This window comes from Pseudomonas sp. SCB32 (genome assembly GCF_009189165.1).
Lineage (GTDB): Bacteria > Pseudomonadota > Gammaproteobacteria > Pseudomonadales > Pseudomonadaceae > Pseudomonas.
Map to the genome: position 1 here is coordinate 3,461,600 of NZ_CP045118.1, position 19,735 is coordinate 3,481,334.

The 19,735-nt window shown below is 65.5% G+C and carries 12 protein-coding genes; 5 read left to right on the forward strand and 7 right to left on the reverse strand.

The features are described from left to right. Positions 1 to 2: 2 nt before the first annotated feature. Both GA645_RS15860 and GA645_RS15865 read right to left on the reverse strand, forming a co-directional pair. A complete protein-coding gene (locus GA645_RS15860) occupies positions 3 to 1,331 on the reverse strand; it encodes a glycosyltransferase (protein WP_152223971.1) in 1,329 nt (442 codons plus the stop codon). A 3-nt stretch (positions 1,332 to 1,334) separates the two neighbouring features. After that, positions 1,335 to 2,729 (reverse strand): diguanylate cyclase domain-containing protein, encoded by a 1,395-nt coding sequence (locus GA645_RS15865; RefSeq protein ID WP_152223972.1) that lies wholly within the window; start codon positions 2,727 to 2,729, stop codon positions 1,335 to 1,337. A 342-nt stretch (positions 2,730 to 3,071) separates the two neighbouring features. Between GA645_RS15865 and GA645_RS29190 the strand changes: the two genes are divergently transcribed. Next, positions 3,072 to 3,224, forward strand: coding sequence for a PSPA7_2676 family Cys-rich small protein (locus tag GA645_RS29190; RefSeq protein WP_306092904.1), 153 nt, complete (start codon positions 3,072 to 3,074; stop codon positions 3,222 to 3,224). A 67-nt stretch (positions 3,225 to 3,291) separates the two neighbouring features. On the opposite strand, the gene peaD is transcribed toward GA645_RS29190, so the two are convergent. The 5 genes from peaD to ccsA all read right to left on the reverse strand — a co-directional run bounded on the left by peaD (position 3,292) and on the right by ccsA (position 10,236). After that, positions 3,292 to 4,425, reverse strand: a complete 1,134-nt coding sequence (gene peaD / locus GA645_RS15870; RefSeq protein ID WP_152223973.1) for a quinohemoprotein amine dehydrogenase subunit beta — start codon at positions 4,423 to 4,425, stop codon at positions 3,292 to 3,294. A gap of 29 nt (positions 4,426 to 4,454) precedes the next feature. After that, positions 4,455 to 4,778 carry a quinohemoprotein amine dehydrogenase subunit gamma gene (gene qhpC / locus GA645_RS15875; RefSeq protein WP_152223974.1) on the reverse strand — a complete coding sequence of 108 codons (324 nt, stop codon included), beginning with the start codon at positions 4,776 to 4,778 and terminating at the stop codon, positions 4,455 to 4,457. Between the two features lies 1 nt (position 4,779). Then, complete coding sequence (gene peaB, locus GA645_RS15880) at positions 4,780 to 6,210, reverse strand: quinohemoprotein amine dehydrogenase maturation protein (RefSeq protein ID WP_152223975.1); 1,431 nt, start codon at positions 6,208 to 6,210, stop codon at positions 4,780 to 4,782. A 76-nt stretch (positions 6,211 to 6,286) separates the two neighbouring features. After that, on the reverse strand, positions 6,287 to 7,855 hold the full coding sequence (peaA, locus tag GA645_RS15885) for a quinohemoprotein amine dehydrogenase subunit alpha (protein ID WP_178119630.1): 1,569 nt from the start codon (positions 7,853 to 7,855) through the stop codon (positions 6,287 to 6,289). A gap of 206 nt (positions 7,856 to 8,061) precedes the next feature. Next, positions 8,062 to 10,236: a cytochrome c biogenesis protein CcsA gene (gene ccsA / locus GA645_RS15890; RefSeq protein WP_152223977.1), complete on the reverse strand. Its 2,175-nt coding sequence runs from the start codon at positions 10,234 to 10,236 to the stop codon at positions 8,062 to 8,064. A gap of 490 nt (positions 10,237 to 10,726) precedes the next feature. Between ccsA and GA645_RS15895 the strand changes: the two genes are divergently transcribed. From GA645_RS15895 to GA645_RS15910, 4 genes are all read left to right on the forward strand, one after another. Beyond that, a complete protein-coding gene (locus GA645_RS15895) occupies positions 10,727 to 12,403 on the forward strand; it encodes an MFS transporter (protein WP_152223978.1) in 1,677 nt (558 codons plus the stop codon). 299 nt (positions 12,404 to 12,702) lie between these two features. Further along, positions 12,703 to 16,164 carry an alkaline phosphatase family protein gene (locus tag GA645_RS15900; protein ID WP_152223979.1) on the forward strand — a complete coding sequence of 1,154 codons (3,462 nt, stop codon included), beginning with the start codon at positions 12,703 to 12,705 and terminating at the stop codon, positions 16,162 to 16,164. A 217-nt stretch (positions 16,165 to 16,381) separates the two neighbouring features. Then, complete coding sequence (locus GA645_RS15905) at positions 16,382 to 17,875, forward strand: aldehyde dehydrogenase (protein WP_152223980.1); 1,494 nt, start codon at positions 16,382 to 16,384, stop codon at positions 17,873 to 17,875. 403 nt (positions 17,876 to 18,278) lie between these two features. Beyond that, on the forward strand, positions 18,279 to 19,706 hold the full coding sequence (locus GA645_RS15910) for an amino acid permease (protein WP_152223981.1): 1,428 nt from the start codon (positions 18,279 to 18,281) through the stop codon (positions 19,704 to 19,706). Positions 19,707 to 19,735 lie beyond the last annotated feature (29 nt).

Sequence of the window (19,735 nt, forward strand, 5' to 3'; positions counted from 1 at the left end):
GATCAGAACCTCTTTGCCTTACGCAGCACCCACCAGGGCGCCATGCTGGTTTCTTCATGGCCGCGGCGCAGGGCCTCGTTGAGCATGGCCACGGCGCTCCACAGGCGCATGACCAGCATGAACAGGGGGAAGACGAAGACCACCGGGAACAGTTTCAGGTCCTTGCGCGGACGCTCCGAAACCAGGACCAGCATGGCCAGGTACAACAGCAGGGTCATGCCCAGGTAGACCAGGTAGATGAGCGACGCCAGGGCAAGGAAGCGCGGCAAGGGCACGACCAGGGGACCGATCACGCAGTAGCCGAAGATGATGAACGGCAGCACCAGCTGGAAGAAGAAGCCGGTGATCAGCGTCATCAGAAAATTGGACCAGCCCAGCAGGCGCGGATTGAAGCTGTGGCGATGCTTGCGGATGTAGAGGAAGTACAGGTCGCCATCCCAGCGCAGCCGCTGCTGGAGGAACTGGAGGAACTTCACCGGCGCATCGGTATGCCCGATGGCGCCGGGCTCGAAGGGGATGCGCAAGGGCTTGCGGCCGAAGTAGTTCTTGATCCGCAGGGTGAGGTCCAGGTCTTCCGCCGTGTGGGTGTCCCAGCCGCCGATCTTGTCGAGGAAGCTGCGGCGGAAAGCACCGAAGGCCCCGGAGACGTTGTTCACCAGATTCCACTCGCTCAGGCCGATCTTGGCCATGTGGATCGACAACTGGTACTCCAGCGCCTGCATCGCCGTGGTCAGCGAAGCCCAGGCATTGCGCACCCGCAGGCTGCCGGCCACCGCCGGCACGTCGGGATCGGCGAAATGCCGGACGATCCGACTGACCATGTCGTTGTCGAAGGAGGTGTCGCCGTCCAGCGCCATGATGATCTCGCCGGTGCAATGCGCGAGGCCGGCGTTGAGCGACGACACCCGGCCGCCGCGCTGCCATTTGGCGATGGGTCGCAGCAGACGTCGCGGATACAGCGTCGAATCGACGCGGAAGTCCCGCACCGCCTGCATGGTGGGCTTGTTGACCGCCGCGCCATCGACCACAGGGATCATCTCGATGTAGCCCGGATAAGTCTGCTCGCACAGGCTCAGCAAGGTCTTCTGCACATCCAGACCTTCGCTGTAGCAGGTGATGATGCAGGACACCCGCGGGCGGTACCCGTTGTCCTTGGGCAGCTCGAAAGGCTTGCGCATGAACCAGCGCAGCACGCCGATCAGCACCATCAGGTTGAGCGGCACTTCCAGGAGCAGGAAGGCCGGCAGCAACTTGAAGGCCGCCTGGAAGAACCCGTCGCTACGGGCCAACTCCGCGATCAGCAGCAGCCATTGTTCGATGAAGGCTTCCATGCGTCAGCCGAGTTGTCCGCCCAGCCTGGCCAGCAGCAAGGCGGCGTCTTCCTGCTCCAACTGGTCGTCCGGCGCGGTGAAACCGGCAAGGCGGACCTCGATGCGCGTCGCCCGTTCCTGGGTCAGGCGCTCGGCGCCCTTGGCCAGGCGCTGGCGCACAACTTCCAACCCGGCGGCGTCGGTTTGCGGCATGAGCACCCAGAGCACTTCCTCGCTCATGCGCGAGCAGCGATCTGTCTCGCGCACGGCTTCCTGCAGGCGCTCCACCAGGCCATCGACCAGGGCGTGGCCACGCATCTCGCCCAGCTCGGAGAGGGTTTCCAGCAGATTGACGAAGCGCAGGCCAAGCAGGGAGAACGGCGGATTGCGGTGTCGCGTGGTCAGTTGCAACTGCCAGGTGAGCAGTTCCAGGAACGCCTGGCGCGGCAGCAGGCTGAGGCTGCCGAACCGTTCCATGTTCGCCGAGGTTGCGGCGAAGCCCTCGCGGCAGCGCAGGCGCCCCGCCTCGGCAATGCGGAAGTGGCGCACCTCGCGCACCCGCAACTTGTCCGGCTCATGATTCTGCCCGCAATCCAGGCAACGCGCCTCCACGGCGGCGTCGACGAAGAACGCCTGGCAGCTGCGGCAACGGTAGTTCTCAAGGGGGCGGTCGTAGTCACTGCCGATGTGGCGCAGACGCGTCAGGCAGTTCGGACACAACAGCAAGCCATCCTTGAGGAAGTGCTCCTGGGGTCCGACGTGGCCGCAGGTGAAGCAGTGCAGCGACGGCTGGCGACCGATGTCCAGGGCCTGGCACTCCGGGCACACGTCCACGTAGTTCAGGCGCCCCGAGCCGCAGCCGGTGCACAGGCGCAGACGGTCCAGCAATTCGCCCTCTTCGAGCCAGCCCTGCTGCCCCATCAGTTGCAGCCAGGAGAACGGGTTGATCTCCTCGCTGTCGCTCAGGGCTTCGAGAATCGGGTAGCGGTAATGCTGGGGCACGGCGGTGTCACGTACAGCGTGCACATCCCCGCGCGAGCGCAGCCAGAGCCAGGCCAGTACGCGCTCCTCGAAGCGAGCCGGAGCCTGCCCGCGATTGAACAGGCTGAAGCGCTCGCGCCACAGGCGCCAGAGCGGCGTGATTGCGCCCGCCTCGGCCGGCGGCGCACCGTCACCCAGCGCAATGCACCAGGGGTCAAGATCCTGGCAGCAATAGATCAGGGCAAAGCGATAGCGAGAGTCCTGACGCAGACTGCGGAGCATCTGCCCAGCCTGGAACCCGGGCAGGTCGATGATCAGCACATCGTAGGTCGATGCCGACTGCAGGGCGGCCAGATCAGCGTAATGATCCAGTTCACTGCCACGGTAGCGGGAGGAAGCGGTGCCAATGACTGCGGCCAGGGGTGACGCGGTATTCATGGAAAATCTCTGCGAGTTGTCCTTAACCTGATGGTCAATCATAGCAAAAAAGCATCAAAAATGCGGCGTTAATTTGTCGCAGCAATTAACAATTGATAACTTTTCGTCAATTTGTTGACGAATAAGCGCCACCAGAAACTGCGCCTCCTGAACGCTGTCACCTGATACGACACGCCTTTCGAGGCCTCATGGAGGCGGCTGCCGGAGACCATCCAGCACATTAGATTGTCCATTCTAGACGGCCAGCGCGAGGCTTCCACCCGTCTCCGTACAAGAATAAGCCAGGAGCGTCACCTGCACTTTCTGCCTGTCTACGAACCGGAACGATCCGGAGGAGGACATATGCGATTGCGCTGCTTTTTCCTGGGATGCCTGTGGGATGACGGGAATCTGACCAAAGTCGGCCACGTGCCAATGCTCTGCCAGCGCTGTGCGCGCTGCGGTGCGCAGCGTTACCTGGCAGCCAAAGCCGTGAGCCCGGAAGCGGAGATCTGAAGCCCGCCCAAAAGAAATGCCCGGAGCACGCAAGTGCTCCGGGCATTGGGGTGTCACCGGGCAACGATCAGTTGGCTACGAAAGCCTGGCTGGTGGTGATCGCCATGTCGCCGCCGGGCAGCTTCAGATCGCCGAGGCGCTCCAGGCTGTTGGCGTCGAAGATCGCCACGTCGTTGAAGGTACCGGAGAGGTAAAGCTTGGTGCCGGCCTTGTTGACGGTCAGGCAGTAGTAGGAGTGGTCGAGGTTCGCCGCCTTGACCAGCTTCTGCTCCTTGATGTCGTACTTGGTCAGGCGGTTGAGCACACCGTAGATGACGTTGCGGTCGGTCGGCGAGCGCATGCCGCTGAAGTACACCTCGGTGACCGGGCCGAAGTCGACGGTCTCGGTCTTGCCGGTGGCCAGGTCGATGTTGAAGAAGCCGTACAGGGCGTCGGCGGTGGCCGGGTCCTGCTTGGCGTCCTTGAACCTGGCGGCGGTGTAGAACAGCGAGAAATCACGCGAGTAGGTCTGCTGGTTCCACACGTAGAGCACATCCGGCGGCGAGTAGTTCGGGCGCTTCCAGTTGCGGCTGGGGATAGCCACATCGAACTTGCCGGTCTTCACATCCACCTTGTAGATGTCCGGGCCCGCCACGTAGAGGGTGCCGTCGTCACCGGTCTGCATGATGGTCAGCTGACGTGGCGCCGGGAAGGTGCGCACGGGCTTGGCCTCCATGCCGTCGGCCACCGAGTAGACCTGCAGGCGCGGCTGCTGCACCTCGTAATGCTCAGCGAGGATCTGCGTCGGGTTGGCGATGGCATAGATCTCCTTGCCGTCATGGCTGACGGTCATGGAGAACATCGCCCGCGCGTTTTCACCCGGCTTCTGCGCGATGGTGGCGTGGAACACCGGCTTGCAGTCGCTGAGCTGCAGGCCGTAGATGTCCGCGTAGTGGTTGGTCAGGATGTAGACCACCTTGCGATCCGGCGACAGCTGGGTCATGCCCGGGCCGTAGGCGCCGGGGATGGTGCAGGTCTTGAACAGCTTGTCGGTCTGCATGTCGATGACGTGCAGGTTGTTCGGGTAGTTGGTGCTGATCAGGTACTCGTGGCCACTTTCCAGCGCCTTGCTCTTGTCGGCGTCGGCATCAGCGGCGACGGCTTGCAGCGCGCAGGCCAACGAGAGGCCGCCGAGCGCGGCGGCGAATGCTTTTCTGGACATGCAGGTTTTCCTCTTGTTCTTCTGTCCGCTTATTTGTCGTCCGGGAATACGGTGCCGAGGTTGCGCCAGTTCTCGGCCGAGGCCTGCGCATCCTTGTTCCAGTCGGGGTAGGTACTCATCATGTCCGGCACCTGGGCCGGCCACCAGCAAGGGTCGGAGCAGCCGTAGAGGTCCGCTTCCATCGGCTGGCAGAGCGAGGACACACCGCCGAACACGTCGATTTCCCAGCCCGGGTCGGTGGTCGAGGCGCAACCTGCCACGGAGTTCATCGCCACCACGTCCTCGATGCGATCCTCGGCGGCGGCCTGTTCAAGCTTCTGTGCTTTGTTGTTGATGGCTTTCAGATGTTTCATGTCAGTGCGCCTTCCGCGGAGTGATGTGGCGGTCGATGAAGCCGGGGTTGGAAGCCATGATCCGGCTGTAGACCTCGATGCCGAAGTCGACCCAGTCCCTCATCAGTTCGCAGTAGTGGTAAGTGGGATGCGCCGGATCGCCGTAGCGCGCGTAGCTCTCGTGGTAGCAGCCGCCGGAGCAGAGGTTGCGGATGCGGCAGCTGGCGCAGCCGGTGTCGGTGCGGTCCAGGCGCTGCGACAGGAAGTCGTTCAGCTCGGCCTGCTTCACCCCTTCATGCACGTTGCCGAAGGTCGGCAAGGATGAGCCGGTGAAGCGGTGGCAGAGGTTCAGCTCGCCCTTGTGATCCACCGCCAGCATCTTCAGGCCGGCACCGCACGGCAGGGCCTTCTTCTGCCCTTCGTGGATGTCGGTGATCAGCTGGTGCAGGTTGGAGAAGCCGATGTTGCGCCCTTCCAGCGCCTCGTCCAGGTACCGCCGGCCGAGTGCCTTCATGTTGGCGAACACCTGCTTGAGCTCCTCCCCGGTGAGGTTGAAGCTGCTGATGTCGCCTGAGGTGACCGGCGCGAAACCGACCTCGGCAAAGCCCATCTCGTTGAACAGGTGGTCCCAGATGGTCTCGACGTCGGTGACGCCGGTGGTCAGGGTCACCCGCGCCCCAACCGGCCGCGAGGTATAGCGCGAAAGCAGCATGTCGGCCTTGCGCCGCACCACGTCATAGGTGCCCTGCCCGCCCACGGTGATGCGGTTGCGGTCGTGCACCGTCTTCGGCCCGTCGATGCTGATCGACAGACCGAAGCGATGTGCGTTGAGCCAGTCGATGATCTCTTCGGTGAGCAGCGTGGCGTTGGTGGTCATGACGAAGTCCACCGTCTTGCCCAGCTCGCCGAAGCGACGCTCGCAATAGGCGACCATGTGCTCGATCAGCGGGCGGTTGGACAGCGGCTCGCCACCGAAGAACACCACAGTGTAGCGCTGCTCGTCCGGCGACTCCTTGATCAGCATTTCCACCGAAGCCTCGGCGGTCTCCGCGCCCATCTTCTTGCCGGCGGAGGGCTTGTCCAGGTCTTCCTTGTAGCAGTAGGTGCAGCTCAGGTTGCAGCCGGTATTGACGTTCAGCACCACGGTGTTGAGCGCAGTGCGGTCAACCTTCTTGATGCCGATTTCAGGGGTCAGCGGCGACCCATCGCTGACCAGCTCCAGCGCGATCAGCTCGCGCAGGGTCTCATCGATTTCCTCGGCGGCAAAACGCCCGCCCAGGCGTTGGGTCAGCTCGTCCGGCGAGCAGGCATGCCCGCGCAGCGCGTCGATGATCCCACCGGTCAGCTCGTCGCTGGCGAACAGCGAGGAGCTGGGGATGTGGAACAACAGGCGGTCGTCGTCCACCCGCACTTCGTGCAGGTTGCGTTCGACCAGATTCAAGATGGCGCCCATGGCGACCTCCCGGAACTCTCAGGATGTGCCCGCCCGAAGGCGGGACTCACGCGTTCAGTTCATCCGATTCCGACTGTTATGGGATCGGCGGGTTGTTCCAACGCTGCACGGTCACGATCATGTGCCCTTCGCCCTTGTGCGACTGGCCCGCGTCGTCCACCGCGGCAATCACCTTCAGGTTGCCGGCGTTGTTGGTCATCATCTTGCGTGCCGGGTTCGGACCGGCGTCGCCCGGGGTGAAGATACCGGTGTCGGCATCCATCTCACCGGCGAACTTCACGTCCTGGTCTTCCTTGGCGCGGTCATCGAAGGGCTCAACCGACCACTGCGCGGGGAACACGCCGATGCGGAACGGCTTGCCGTCGGCGCCCTTGCCCCAGGCCTCGGCGTCGAAGCTGCCCTGGACCTTGGGCGTGGAGCCGCCGTTGCCGCCGATGCGGGCGACGGAAAACTCCGGCACCACCTTCACTTCGGCGATGTCCTTGTACACGGCCAGGTTGCCGCCCTTGGCGGTGCCGACGGTGACATCGTGCTCACCGAGCGCCGCCGCATCGCCGGCCTTGACCTTGACGGTCACGCGCTCAGGGGTCTGCGATACCACCGAGACCACATCCACGCCCTTGCCGAACGAAGGCTTGCCCTTCAGGCCGGTACCGACCACGGTGACCTCGGTCTCCGCGCCTGCCTTGATGTACGCCGGCTGAACGCCCAGCACGTGGCTGGTGCCGCTCTTGGCCGCGACGAAGTCCAGACCGCGTTCGTCGTGGGCCTTGTCGAACATGCGGCCCTGCATCTGGCCATTGAGAGCAGCGAACACCTGACGCATGCTCAGGTCACCCACGGTGACGTTGCCGCGCCACTCGTAGCCGTTGTACAGCACCGCGCTGCCTTCACCCTCGAACGCCTCGCCATCGGCGTACTGGCCCTTCACGCTGACCTTGAACGCATCGTCGCCGCTCTTGGCCACGCTCATGGTGCCGGCGAGGTCGCCCTTGCCCGGCATGTGCCCGGCGAAGCTCCACTCACCCGCCAGCGAATCGGCCTTCGGCCGGTGCTGCTTCCAGTCGCTCCAGGCCTGGCTGTCCAGCGGATAACGCTTGGCCAGTTCCGGAACCATGTCCTTCTTCGCCAGATCGAACCAGTCGCGATCGCGGGCCAGCGCCTGGTATTCCAGCGATGGCCAGCGGCCGAGGTGGAAGTTCACCAGCTTCTCCCACTCCGCCGCCGGGCGGCGCTGCAGGGCAATGCGCGCACCCGAGTGGCAGCGGGCGCACATCTGCTCGAAGTTGGTATCGAATTTCTCGACGGTGTTCAGCCGGCGTTCCAGGGCGTAGCGCACGCCGTCGGTTTCGCTGGGCGCCAGGCCCTGCTTGTCGGCAAGGAACTTGACCACCGAGCGACGCTCGTCATCGGTGATCTTCAGGCCGTACATCACCTGCATCCGCCCAATGCTCATCAGCCAGCCCTCGGGGGTCTTGCGCTGGTGGCTGATGCGGCTCAGGGAATTGTTGCCTTCGGGCGTGTGGCACGCCTGGCACTTGGCGTTGATGATCGCCTGGCCATCGGCGGCGTTGGCCGGCTGGTGCAGCGCTAGGGCCAGAGCGGCCAGGGTTCCGGCACCCAGACAGTGCCGAAGTCGTGTCATCTTCAAGGTCAGGCCTCCTCGGTATTCTTGTTGGTTATTCGTGCCCACCGATGGGCTAAGCGCGATGGTGTCGAACGCTTGCTAGCGATTTAGCAGTTTGTGTGCCACTCCTCTGCAGGCCCCGTCGTATCTGACCTGCAGAGGGATTTCGAGGAACTCCTGGCAATTTCGCGCAGGTCCGATGCGTCTAATTTCGCGATTGCTGTCTAACTCTGAGACACGGCCTCTGCGACGCCGTCCGAAGCAGTATGGCCGCGCTTTCGCAAAGCGCCGCCCGCCGGCAGCAACAGGGCGCCGAACAGCATGGTCAGCAGGCCGACCCAGACGAACGAGAGGAACGGGTAGCGACGGACCACCACCACGCTCTCGATATCGTCCCCCGGCTGCTTCAGCAGGCGCGCCGAGGCCGGCACCCAGACCTGCAGGTCACCGCTCCAGCCGCGCACGATGAACGGATGCAGCACGTAGCCACGGTCCGAGGCGAAGCGCGCGTAGTGGTAATCGAGAATCTCGCACAGCTGGCGTACCGGGCCCTGGTAGGCCGGCGGGTTGCCACGGCTGTCCTGGAACAGCGCGTGACCGGCGAGCGTGTGCTCGCCATCGCGCAGCTCCACCTTCGCCACCGCGTGATAGCCGGAGAAATCCGGGCGACTGGAATCGGGCGAGACGCGCATCTGCATGCCACCGATCACCGCGTGCCACTGTTCGAACGAAGTGCCGGGCGGAATGCTGATCTGCTGGTAGGTATTCAGCGCCGTGGCCGCCAGCCCGCCCACCAGAGCGATCACCGCACCGCCGTGCACCAGGGCCACCCCGCCGCTGTAGCGCAGGTTGCCCAGGCGTCGACTGCGCCACAGGCTCAGCGCGCCCCAGAACAGGCAGCAGCCCATCAGGAAGCCACCGCCGAGCAGCGCCGCGTCCAGCCAGGGCAGCACCGCCACCACGCTTTGCGAGAGCATGCCCTCTCCGTTGTAGCCGCCGCTCAGCCAGCCACCGCGCCAGCCGACCCAGAGCATCACGCCGACCATCGCCAGGGTGGCCAGCAGCGCCAGCCGGGGCCGGACGCTGCGGCGCAGGAAGCTGTAGCCGCCGATCAACCCGAGCAGCCCCAGCAGCGGCAGCAGCCCATTTGCCAGGCCGTAGCCATTGACGTCCCACTGGTCGAAGGCGCGGCGCAGGCTGTCCATCTCCTGGGTGGTGGCCCAGGCGGTCAGCGTCTCGAAGAACGGCTTCAGCTCGCTCGGCCGCTCCAGCCTCAGCCACTCGTAGAGATGCGCCTGGAGCAGCGCGCCGAGGGCCAGCAGCCCGGTACCGGCGAACAGGTAGATGGCCACGTCCAGGGTCCAGTCCGACGCCCCGCGTCGGCGCCCTGCCCCGGCTTGCGCGCGTCTTCCGGCAACCAGGTAGAACGCCGCGAGGATCAGCAGGATCAAGGCCAGCGCCAGGTGACTGAGCCATGAGGTGGTGCCGATGTAGCGGTGCGAGCTGGCCAGCACCGTACTGCGGGTCACCGCCATCGCCACGCAGGCCATGGCCGCCGCCAGCAGGCTGAGCAGCGGTAGCAGGCGGCGATTGGCGCCATCGGCGCGCCAGCGCCGGGCTCCGTGCAGCACCGCGCCGAGCAGCGCCCAGATGACGAAGGCCGAGGTCTGTACCGGGTCCCAGTGCCAGAGCTGGCCGAAGGTGAAGTCCTCCATCGCCCAGGCCATGCCCGCGCCGATGCCGGCGGTGAGCACCAGCCAGGCGCGGCGGCTGTAGCGCGGCATCACCCAGGCGTAGGCGCTACTGCCCTGCCCCAGCGCGCCGAGAGCGGCACCCGCCGGCGCCAGGGCCCAGGCGTAGGCACACAGGATCAGCGGCGCATGGAAGGACATCCAGAAGGTCTGCAGGTGCGCGTTCATGCCCTGGCTGGGCTGGTGTGCCAGCCACTCGCCGGGCGTGGCGCCGAAAGGCCCGAGCCAGGCGGCGGTGGCCGTGTACCAGGCGGCGATCAGCGCCATCCCGCGTCCGGCCCAGCCGTCCAGCTGGCGGCCGCTGAGGGCGGCGACCATGCAGAAGGTCGCCAGCAGCAGCACCGTGCCTTCATCGCCGCCCCAGAGGTTGGAGAATTTCAGGTAGGCCGGCAGCGCCGCGCTGCTGTAGAGCCACGCGTAGCGCAGCTGGAAGTGATCGGCCATGAGGTGCAGCGCCAGCGCGAGGCAGGCTCCGCACAGCACCCCCAGCGCCAGCGGCCAGGCCGGCAGGCGCAGGTTCGGGCGCAGCGCCCCCAGCGCGATCAGCACGGCAACCGCCCAGAGCGCGGCGTTGCCGAGCGACGGCAATGACCAGAGCAGTGCGCACCCAACGAACGCGGCGCACAACCCGACAAGCAATGACGACATCCTCTTCAAGCGAACCTCCCTTCTGACGGCGCCTGGTACGGCAGGCGTGTGGAGCCCTGCCCCTCTCACATTGCGTGCCAGCGGCAAAAACCCTTGGGAAACAATCCATTGGCCCATGCACCGGGGCGCGGGGCCGTGGCAATTCGCGACGGCTGTATCAGCCTGAGACATCCCGGACAGTTTTAGACGATGGACGATCGAGGTGGGCGCGAACCCCGTTGGCCATGGCTGGAAAAAAACGCCAGCCGCAATATCCGACTCCGTGCGTCGGAAATAGCGCGCTCACCCGCACCTGCCGGGGGTTTGCCGGTGCCGGCGGTGGATATCTGGGCGCTGCCGGTTATGCTTTTTTAAGACCTTGCCGCATCGCAAGGCCGCCTGTTTTCACGCTTCTCGCAATCCGTATGACGATGGCATCAGCCCCAGGGCCTGAGTGCGGCAACGGCAAGAAGGGACTCCGGCCTTTCACAGGAACAAGACGGAGAAGAACATGGCGCAGACCTACAGCCCCGCCGCGGGCAACGCACCTCACAGCGGCATCACCAAGGAGGAGCGCAAGGTCATCTTCGCTTCCTCCCTCGGCACCGTATTCGAGTGGTACGACTTCTACCTGTACGGTTCACTGGCGGCGATCATCGCCAAGCACTTCTTCGCAGGGGTCAACGAGACCACCGCGTTCATCTTCGCCCTGCTGGCCTTCGCCGCCGGCTTCGCGGTGCGCCCCTTCGGCGCCATCGTGTTCGGTCGCCTGGGCGACATGATCGGTCGCAAGCACACCTTCCTCATCACCATCGTGATCATGGGCCTCTCCACCGCCGTGGTCGGCCTGCTGCCGGCCTACGCCACCATCGGCGTGGCGGCACCGATCATCCTGATCACCCTGCGCATGCTCCAGGGCCTCGCCCTGGGCGGCGAGTACGGCGGCGCCGCGACCTACGTGGCGGAGCACGCACCACCGGGCAAGCGCGGCTTCTTCACTTCCTGGATCCAGACAACCGCAACCCTGGGCCTGTTCCTCTCGCTGCTGGTGATCATGGCCTGCCGCACCGCGCTGGGCACCGAAGCCTTCGAGTCCTGGGGCTGGCGCGTGCCCTTCCTGCTGTCGATCCTGCTGCTGATCGTCTCGGTATACATCCGCCTGCAACTCTCCGAGTCGCCGGTATTCCAGCGCATCAAGGCAGAAGGCAAGGCGTCCAAGGCACCGCTGACCGAATCCTTCGGCCGCTGGGACAACCTCAAGGTGGTGATCATGTCGCTGCTTGGCGGTACCGCCGGGCAAGCCGTGGTCTGGTACACCGGGCAGTTCTACGCGCTGTTCTTCCTGCTGCAGATCCTCAAGATCGACGCGCAGACCGCCAACTTCCTGATCGCCGGCTCCCTGCTGCTGGGCACGCCGTTCTTCGTGTTCTTCGGCAGCCTCTCCGACAAGGTCGGCCGCAAGCCGATCATCATGGCCGGCTGCATCCTCGCCGCGCTGACCTACATCCCGATCTTCCACGGCCTGACCCAGTACGGTAATCCGGACGTGTTCGCCGCCCAGGAGAAGAACCCGGTAACCGTGGTCGCCGACCCGGCCCACTGCTCGTTCCAGTTCGACCCGGTGGGCAAGGCCAAATTCGTCAGCTCCTGCGACCTGGCCAAGAGCCTGCTGGCGAAGAAAGCCATCCCCTACGAGAACATCCATGCCGAGACCGGCGCCGTGGCCCAGGTGCACATCGGCGACAAGATCATCGCCAGCTTCGAAGGCCGCGGCATGCCGGCGGCGGACTTCAAGGCGCAGTCCGAGGCCCTCACCGCGCAGATGGGCACCGCCCTCAAGGTCGCCGGCTACCCCGAGAAGGCAGACCCGGCGAAGATCAACCACCTGGCCATGCTGCTGCTCCTGACCGTACTGGTGATCTACGTGACCATGGTCTACGGGCCGATCGCCGCCTGGCTGGTGGAGCTGTTCCCGGCGCGCATCCGCTACACCTCGATGTCGCTGCCCTACCACATCGGCAATGGCTGGTTCGGCGGCTTCCTGCCCACCGTGGCCTTCGCCATGGTGGCCGCCACGGGGGACATCTACTACGGCCTCTGGTACCCCATCGTCATCGCGGTGATGACGGCGATCCTCGGCACCTTGTTCCTCCCGGAAACCAAGGACCGGGAGATTCACCACGGCTGAATGACGCACCCGCGGGACGTACGAGACTTCGCGCTCGTGCGCCCCGCCCCGCGCATCGGAAGCGCATCCCGGCAACGGAGGCTTCGGTCCGCATTCCCGCCCGCGGCGACCGGCCGGTGATTGGACAGGGCTTCCATGTGTCACTAGCGTGAAGCATCCAACTCCTCTTGAAAACGTCACGCCCAGGCGTCTCGACGACGCCCTGGATTGGCCCACTCCACCCATCTACGCCAGGCGTTGCCGGCACTGCTGAGGTTATCGCCGGCGAACGCCGCATCCATCGACTGAGGAAGGGAATCATGGCAAGCCAATGGCCGAGTCAGATCAAGCACGTGGTCGTGCTGATGATGGAGAACCGCTCGTTCGATCACCTGCTGGGGGATTACAAGAGCATCGACCCGAACTGCAACGGCGTGGACCGCAAGGCTCCACGCAGCAATGCGCTCACGCTGGCCAGCGGCGGGGCTCCCATCCAGATCACCCAGACTGCGGAGTTGGCCACGGACTTCAGCCTCTGGGCGCCTCCGCCCTGCGAGAAGCTCGCCCCCGGCACGGACCGCGAGGGCGTCGATCTCGGCCACGAATACGCCGACGTGGTGAAACAGCTCACCGACGGACAATCCTCGGACCTGGCGGCTCCGGGCATGGGCGGTTTCGCCCAGAACGCCTATGAAAAAGCCAGGAAGGATCTCAAGGTCCACAAGGTCTACGCGCAATCAATGGCCCAGCGGGCGATGAACTTCGTGCCCTTCGGCGCCGATTCGGCCAGCGACCCCTTGCCGGCCATCCAGGGCCTTGCCCGGCACTTCACCGTCTGCGACCGCTGGTTCTCCTCGGTGCCCGGCCCCACTTGGCCCAATCGGTTCTTCGCCATGCTCGGCAGCAGCCACGGACGCGTCACCATGCCCAGCAGCGGCACCCTGCTCGCGGGCATCAAGAGCCTGATCACGCAGTTCGGCGAGGAGAGCATCTTCTCCCTGCTCAAGGCCAACGGGCACGACGCGCGCATCTATTCCAACGGCAAGCTTCCCCTTGCCGCCATGATCAAGGAAGGCCTGCGGCACGCCTCCATCGATACCTTCAAAGCGGACGTCATCGACGACAACCTGCCAGAGCTGGCCTGGATCGAACCGGGCTATGGGCTGCTGTACGACACCCTCGGGCCGAATGACTCGCATCACCCCTCCGAAGACCTGCGGATTGGCGACCGCTTCATCGGGGAAGTCTTCAACGCGCTGCTGGAGAATCAGGACGTCTGGGAAAAGACAGTGTTCGTGCTGCTCTACGACGAGCATGGTGGCTTCTACGACCACGTGGTGCCACCGCAAACCATAGCCCCCGACGACCGGCCGCCGGACGTCACCTGGAGCGGCCAGCTCCCGTTCACCCGCCTGGGCGTCCGCGTGCCGGCGATCTTGGCCTCGCCGTGGCTGCAGCCGGGACTGTTGAAGTGCAGCGGCGACCTCGACCAGGAGCACTACGACCACACCAGCCTGCTGGCCTTCCTGTGCGATCACTTCGCGTTGCCTCGAGAGAAACTGGGTGGACGGGTCCAGCAGGCGAAACACTTCGGCAACGCCGATATCTGGAGAAGCGCGGCGGTGCTCGACAAGTCGTTCCGCCTCGACCCGACCCCGGACCCGGAATGCGCCTACCGCACGAGTACGGAAACGCCCCTGGCCACCAGCATCCGCCAGGTACTGGACACCGCACTGGCCTACTTCGACGGGCAGAACCTGAAGCAGACCTGGAAGGACAGCGCCGACCAGGTCAGCCAGGTCCTGACCCGTGGCGAACGCTCGATGGCCAACCCGGACAAGCTGGAGGCCAAGCTGCGGCGCATGCAGGACCTGATACTCAACGCCTCCAGCCCCACCACCGTCCCCAGGACCCTCGGCACCAGGGCGGCGCAGCCCACGGCTGAGGCCGCGCGCCTGCGTGTGCTCTGCCTGCATGGGGTCGGCCATGGCGAAGCCAGCCCGGACGAGTGGACCGTCGAGCCCGGCTGGCAAGCCCAATGGCGCTCCGCGATCAGCAGCAACCTGGCACGCAATGGTCGTGGTATCGCGCCGGAAGACATCGTTTTTCTCCGCTATGACGACCTGTTCGGCGAGGGCCCGGACTTCGCCCAGATCGCCCGTGGACTGGCCATGCTGCTGGACGAAACCAGCGACCGTGGGAGCGATGGCACGCGCTCATGGGGGGTGCCCGTCGACCAGATGTTGCGCTGGACGGTGGGCATGACGGTGCAATGGCTGGAGGACGCGGAGCTTCGTACCCGGCTCTGCGCCCGGCTGATGGACTGCGTGCGCACCCTCCAGCCGCAGATCATCTTCGCCCACAGCCTGGGCAGCCTGATCTGCTACGACGCCTTCCGGCGCGCAGTGGTCAAGCCTGGCCCGGCGCTGGACACCATCGACGGCCGGGTGTTCGTCAGCTTCGGCTCGCAGATCGCCCATCCGGTGGTCATGCGCGAGGTCTGGGGCGGCCGTGTCATGCGCCTGCACGACAACGACCGTGGCATCCGCCGCTGGTACAACCTGTACAACCCCAACGATCGCGTCTTCACCCGCCCCATCACCTCGCCGGACTCCGCGCGCATCGACCTGACCACCGAGTTCGACATTCCCCTGCGCGATGACCTGCTCGACCTCGACCACTCCGGCGCGGCCTACCTGGACGATGACACCAGCCAGACCAGCCTGTGGCCACAGCTGGCTCGCGGTACCGTGGCCGATCGCACCCTGGAGATTCCGGCCTTCCTCTCGCGCAGCGGGCAGCGCAAGCGCCGCGCCCTGGTCGTCGGCATCAACGATTACCCCAACCCGGACATGCGCCTCCATGGCTGTATCAACGACACCTACCTGATCAGCCGCATGCTCCAGGAGAGCGGCTATGACGCTGCCGACATCCGCCTGCTGCATGACGCCCGCGCGACCCGCGCCAACTTCGAAGAACGCCTCGAGTGGCTGGTCGAGGGCACCCGCTCCGGGGATGAGCGCCTCATCTTCTACTCGGGCCACGGCGCCCGTGTGCCGGCCAGCAACGACAGCCGCGAAGCGGACCGCATGGATGAAACCCTGGTGCTGTATGACTTCGACTGGAACGACACCGCCAGCCACTTCACCGACAAACTCTTCCGCCAGTTCTACAGTCACCTGCCGTTTGCAACGGATGGGCGCGGCGCCAGGCTCAGCGTGATCTTCGACTGCTGCTACGCCAGCGGCATGACCCGTGGCACCGGGCGCGTTCGCGGCATCACCGCGCCCAGTGACATCCGTCACCGCGCCTTGATGTGGGACGAGACCTCGGGCGAATGGGACGAGCGCCCCTATGCCCAAGGCGATGGCAATCGCGACTTCACCCAGTCGACCACCGAGGGGACGCGCCTGCTCCAGCGCCAGCGCCGCACCCAGGGCACCGCCATCGAGCTGCGCCCCGACGACACCAGGCACCTCCTGCGACAGGGGCGCCTCTACGGGCATAACGGCCCCTACCTGCCCTTGCTGCTGTTCGCCGCCAGGGAGAATCAGAAGGCCAGCGAATACGAGGCCGGAACCGCCAGCTATGGCGCCTTCACCTATTCGCTGGTCGAGCAGTTGCGCGGGGCCAGGAACGCCGGCAGCACCCTGAGCTTCGAAGACCTGGTCGCCCGCGTGGGCAATACGCTGGCCGCACGCTCTCCGGGGCAGACACCCGAACTGGTGGGACCGCGCAATATACGTAACTCGGCCTGCCCATGGCTCAGGCAGGAAGGGTAAAGAACCCGCTGCGCGTGCGGCGACCCGCGTCCCCATGAACCGGCCCCGCCGTCTCACTCGCTGTCGCAATGTGCGACAGCGAGTGCTTCCTCCACCGCCGAAAAATAAGAACAAATCCTTTAAATTCAATTAGTTGAATTACACATTCAGCATTGGCACAGCCGTTGCGATGCCCAACCTCAACGTTCCATGAACAGACCAACAAGAGGCAATCGCAATGCTCGCTTCCCTGCCCATCAAGCCCGAATCCCGCGCCTTCCTGCAGCGCGCGCCGAAAATGCTGATCGGCGCCGACTGGACCTCCGCCAGCGACGGCGCCCTGATGGACCTGCGCAACCCCGCCACCGGTGAGGTGCTCTGCCAGGTCCCGGCCGGCACCGCCGCCGACGTCGACCGCGCCGTGCGCGCCGCGCGCCAGGCCTTCGATGATTCGGCCTGGAGCCGCACCCGTCCGCGCGAACGGCAGAACCTGCTGTGGAAACTCGCCGACCTGATGGAACGCGACGCCGACCTGCTGGCCGAGCTGGAATGCCTGAACAACGGCAAGAGCGCGGCCGTCGCCCGCGTGATGGATGTGCAGCTGGCGATCGACTTCCTGCGCTACATGGCCGGCTACGCCACCAAGATCGAAGGCACCACCGTCGACGTGTCCATGCCGCTGATGCCCGAAGGCGACTTCCACGGCTACATCCGCCGCGAGGCCGTCGGCGTGGTAGGCGCCATCGTCGCCTGGAACTTCCCGCTGCTGCTGGCCTGCTGGAAACTCGGCCCGGCGCTGGCCACCGGCTGCAGTGTGGTCCTGAAACCCGCTGACGAAACCCCGCTGTCCGCCCTGAAACTCGCCGAGCTGGTGCTCGAAGCCGGCTACCCGGCGGGCGTGTTCAACGTCGTCACCGGCACCGGCATCACCGCCGGCGCCGCCCTCTCCCACCACCCGCTGGTGGACAAGCTGACCTTCACCGGCTCGACCCCGGTCGGCAAGCAGATCGGCAAGGCGGCCATGGACAACATGACCCGCGTGACCCTGGAGCTGGGCGGCAAGTCGCCGACCATCGTCATGGCCGACGCCGACCTCGCCACCGCCGCCGCTGGCGCCGCCCAGGCGATCTTCTTCAACCAGGGCCAGGTCTGCTGCGCCGGCTCGCGCCTCTACGTGCAGCGCAAGCACTTCGACAACGTGGTGGCCGACATCGCCGGCATCGCCAACGGCATGAAGCTGGGCAACGGCCTGGACCCGAGCATCGACATGGGCCCGCTGATCTCCGCCAAGCAGCAGAAGCGTGTGTTCGACTACATCGAACTGGGCCGCGACAAGGGCGCCACCATCGCCTGCGGCGGCGAGCAGTTCGGCCCTGGCTACTTCGTCAAACCCACGGTGATCGTCGACGTCGACCAGAAGAACCCGCTGGTGCAGGAAGAAATCTTCGGGCCGGTGCTGGTGGCCATGCCCTTCGACGACATCGACGACGCCCTGCGCCTGGCCAACGACAGCCCCTACGGTCTGGGCGCCAGCATCTGGTCCAACGACCTGTCGGCGGTGCACCGCATGGTGCCGCGCATCAAGTCCGGCTCGGTGTGGGTCAACTGCCACAGCGCGCTGGACCCGGCGCTACCCTTCGGCGGCTACAAGATGTCGGGCCTGGGCCGTGAAATGGGCGCCGCCGCCATCGAGCATTACACCGAGCTGAAATCGGTGCTGATCCGCCTGTAAGACCCTGTCGTCTACCTCGACCGGAGATCCCTTGCTCCGGTCTCTCGCATCCCCCGGTTGCCACAGTGGCCGGGGGATTTTTTTTGGCCGCTCGTTGTGCAGCAGGACCTGCATTTAGCGACACCGCCAAAACCGCCATCCAGCGCAAAAGCCGCGTTGCAGAGCTGCCCATAGCCACCACCCAGCAATGCATCATGTCGCTTTTGGCCATGCCCGTGGCGATCCTGAACAACCAGCAGGACACCCATCTGGCATAGCTTGAGCCCCGCGTGATGCTGGTTGTCCTGCGCGTCATTCCCGAGCCCCCAATCGACCCGCCAGGAACGGGATCGCCGGCTTCGTGGAACCCGCACCCGCCCGTGCCACCGCGCCATCCATAACAATTTCAATAAAAGGCCGACAGATGAGTGCACCTAGTGCGAAAGGCGCCAATGGCGATCTGGTGCAGGGTTTCAAACCCCGCCACGTAACCATGCTTTCCATTGCGGGAATCATCGGCGCAGGGTTGTTCGTGGGCTCCGGTCACGCGATTGCCGCCGCCGGACCCGCCGCCATAGTGGCCTACGCCCTCTCCGGGCTGCTGGTGGTACTGGTGATGCGCATGCTGGGGGAAATGGCCGTGGCCAGCCCCGACACCGGTTCCTTCTCCGCTTACGCAGGCCTCGCCATCGGCCGCTGGGCCGGCTTCACCATCGGCTGGCTGTACTGGTGGTTCTGGGTACTGGTCATCCCCATCGAGGCCATCGCCGCCGGGGTGATCCTCAACACCTGGTTCCCGCAGGTCGAGACCTGGGTCTTCGCCCTGTCGATGACGCTCCTGCTGACCATCACCAACCTGTTCAGCGTCGCCAAGTACGGCGAGTTCGAATTCTGGTTCGCCATGCTCAAGGTCGCCGCCATCGTGCTGTTCATCGGCCTGGGCGCGGCAGCCCTGCTCGGCCTGCTGCCGGGCCACCCGGTGAGCGGCCTGCAGAGACTGATGGGCGAACACGGCGGCTTCGCGCCCAACGGCTGGACGGCGATCTTCAGCGCGCTGATCACCACCCTGTTCAGCTTCATCGGCACCGAGGCGGTGACCATCGCCGCCGCCGAATCCAGCGACCCCAGCCGCAACATCGCCAAGGCCACCCGCTCGGTGATCTGGCGCATCAGCGTGTTCTACCTGCTGTCGATCCTGGTGATCATCTCCGTGGTGCCCTGGGATGACCCGCGCCTCGTCGAGCTGGGCTCCTACCAGCGTGCCCTGGAGCTGATGAACATCCCCCACGCCAAGCTGATGATGGACCTGGTGGTGCTGGTCGCGGTCGCCAGCTGCCTGAACTCCTCGGTCTACATCGCCTCGCGGATGATCTACTCGCTGAGCCGCCGCAATGACGCGCCGGCCTTCATCCAGCGCACCTCGGCGGCCGGCGTGCCGCGCGCGGCGGTGATCGCCAGCACCCTGATCGGCATGGGCACCACCCTGCTGAACTTCTTCGCCCCGGGCCGCCTGTTCGACTTCCTGCTGGCCAGCTCCGGCTCCATCGCCCTGATCGTCTACCTCGCCATCGCCGTGTCGCAGCTGCGCATGCGCGGCATCCTGCGTCGGCGCGGCCAGGTGCCGGTGTTCCGCATGTGGCTGTTCCCCTGGCTGACCTGGCTGGTGATCGGCATCATCAGCTTCATCCTCACGGTGATGTTCATCATGCCCTCGCACCGCGTGGAGGTCGGCTCGACCCTGGCGCTGACGGTGGTGATCATCCTCCTGAGCCAGACCAGCCGGCGCACGGCCCGCCACGGCGAGCGCGAAACCGCGCTCGGCCAGCGCGCCCCGACCGGCGCGGGCGGCTGATCCGGGCATGACGCGCCGCTGCGGCGGCA

Coding starts and splice junctions, on each gene's coding strand:
- qhpC (WP_152223974.1), bottom strand. CDS start 4,778: ATGAAACATCTGAAAGCCATCAACAACAAAGCACAGAAGCTTGAACAG.
- GA645_RS29190 (WP_306092904.1), top strand. CDS start 3,072: ATGCGATTGCGCTGCTTTTTCCTGGGATGCCTGTGGGATGACGGGAAT.
- ccsA (WP_152223977.1), bottom strand. CDS start 10,236: ATGTCGTCATTGCTTGTCGGGTTGTGCGCCGCGTTCGTTGGGTGCGCA.
- peaD (WP_152223973.1), bottom strand. CDS start 4,425: ATGTCCAGAAAAGCATTCGCCGCCGCGCTCGGCGGCCTCTCGTTGGCC.
- GA645_RS15910 (WP_152223981.1), top strand. CDS start 18,279: ATGAGTGCACCTAGTGCGAAAGGCGCCAATGGCGATCTGGTGCAGGGT.
- GA645_RS15900 (WP_152223979.1), top strand. CDS start 12,703: ATGGCAAGCCAATGGCCGAGTCAGATCAAGCACGTGGTCGTGCTGATG.
- GA645_RS15860 (WP_152223971.1), bottom strand. CDS start 1,331: ATGGAAGCCTTCATCGAACAATGGCTGCTGCTGATCGCGGAGTTGGCC.
- peaB (WP_152223975.1), bottom strand. CDS start 6,210: ATGGGCGCCATCTTGAATCTGGTCGAACGCAACCTGCACGAAGTGCGG.
- peaA (WP_178119630.1), bottom strand. CDS start 7,855: ATGACACGACTTCGGCACTGTCTGGGTGCCGGAACCCTGGCCGCTCTG.
- GA645_RS15895 (WP_152223978.1), top strand. CDS start 10,727: ATGGCGCAGACCTACAGCCCCGCCGCGGGCAACGCACCTCACAGCGGC.
- GA645_RS15865 (WP_152223972.1), bottom strand. CDS start 2,729: ATGAATACCGCGTCACCCCTGGCCGCAGTCATTGGCACCGCTTCCTCC.
- GA645_RS15905 (WP_152223980.1), top strand. CDS start 16,382: ATGCTCGCTTCCCTGCCCATCAAGCCCGAATCCCGCGCCTTCCTGCAG.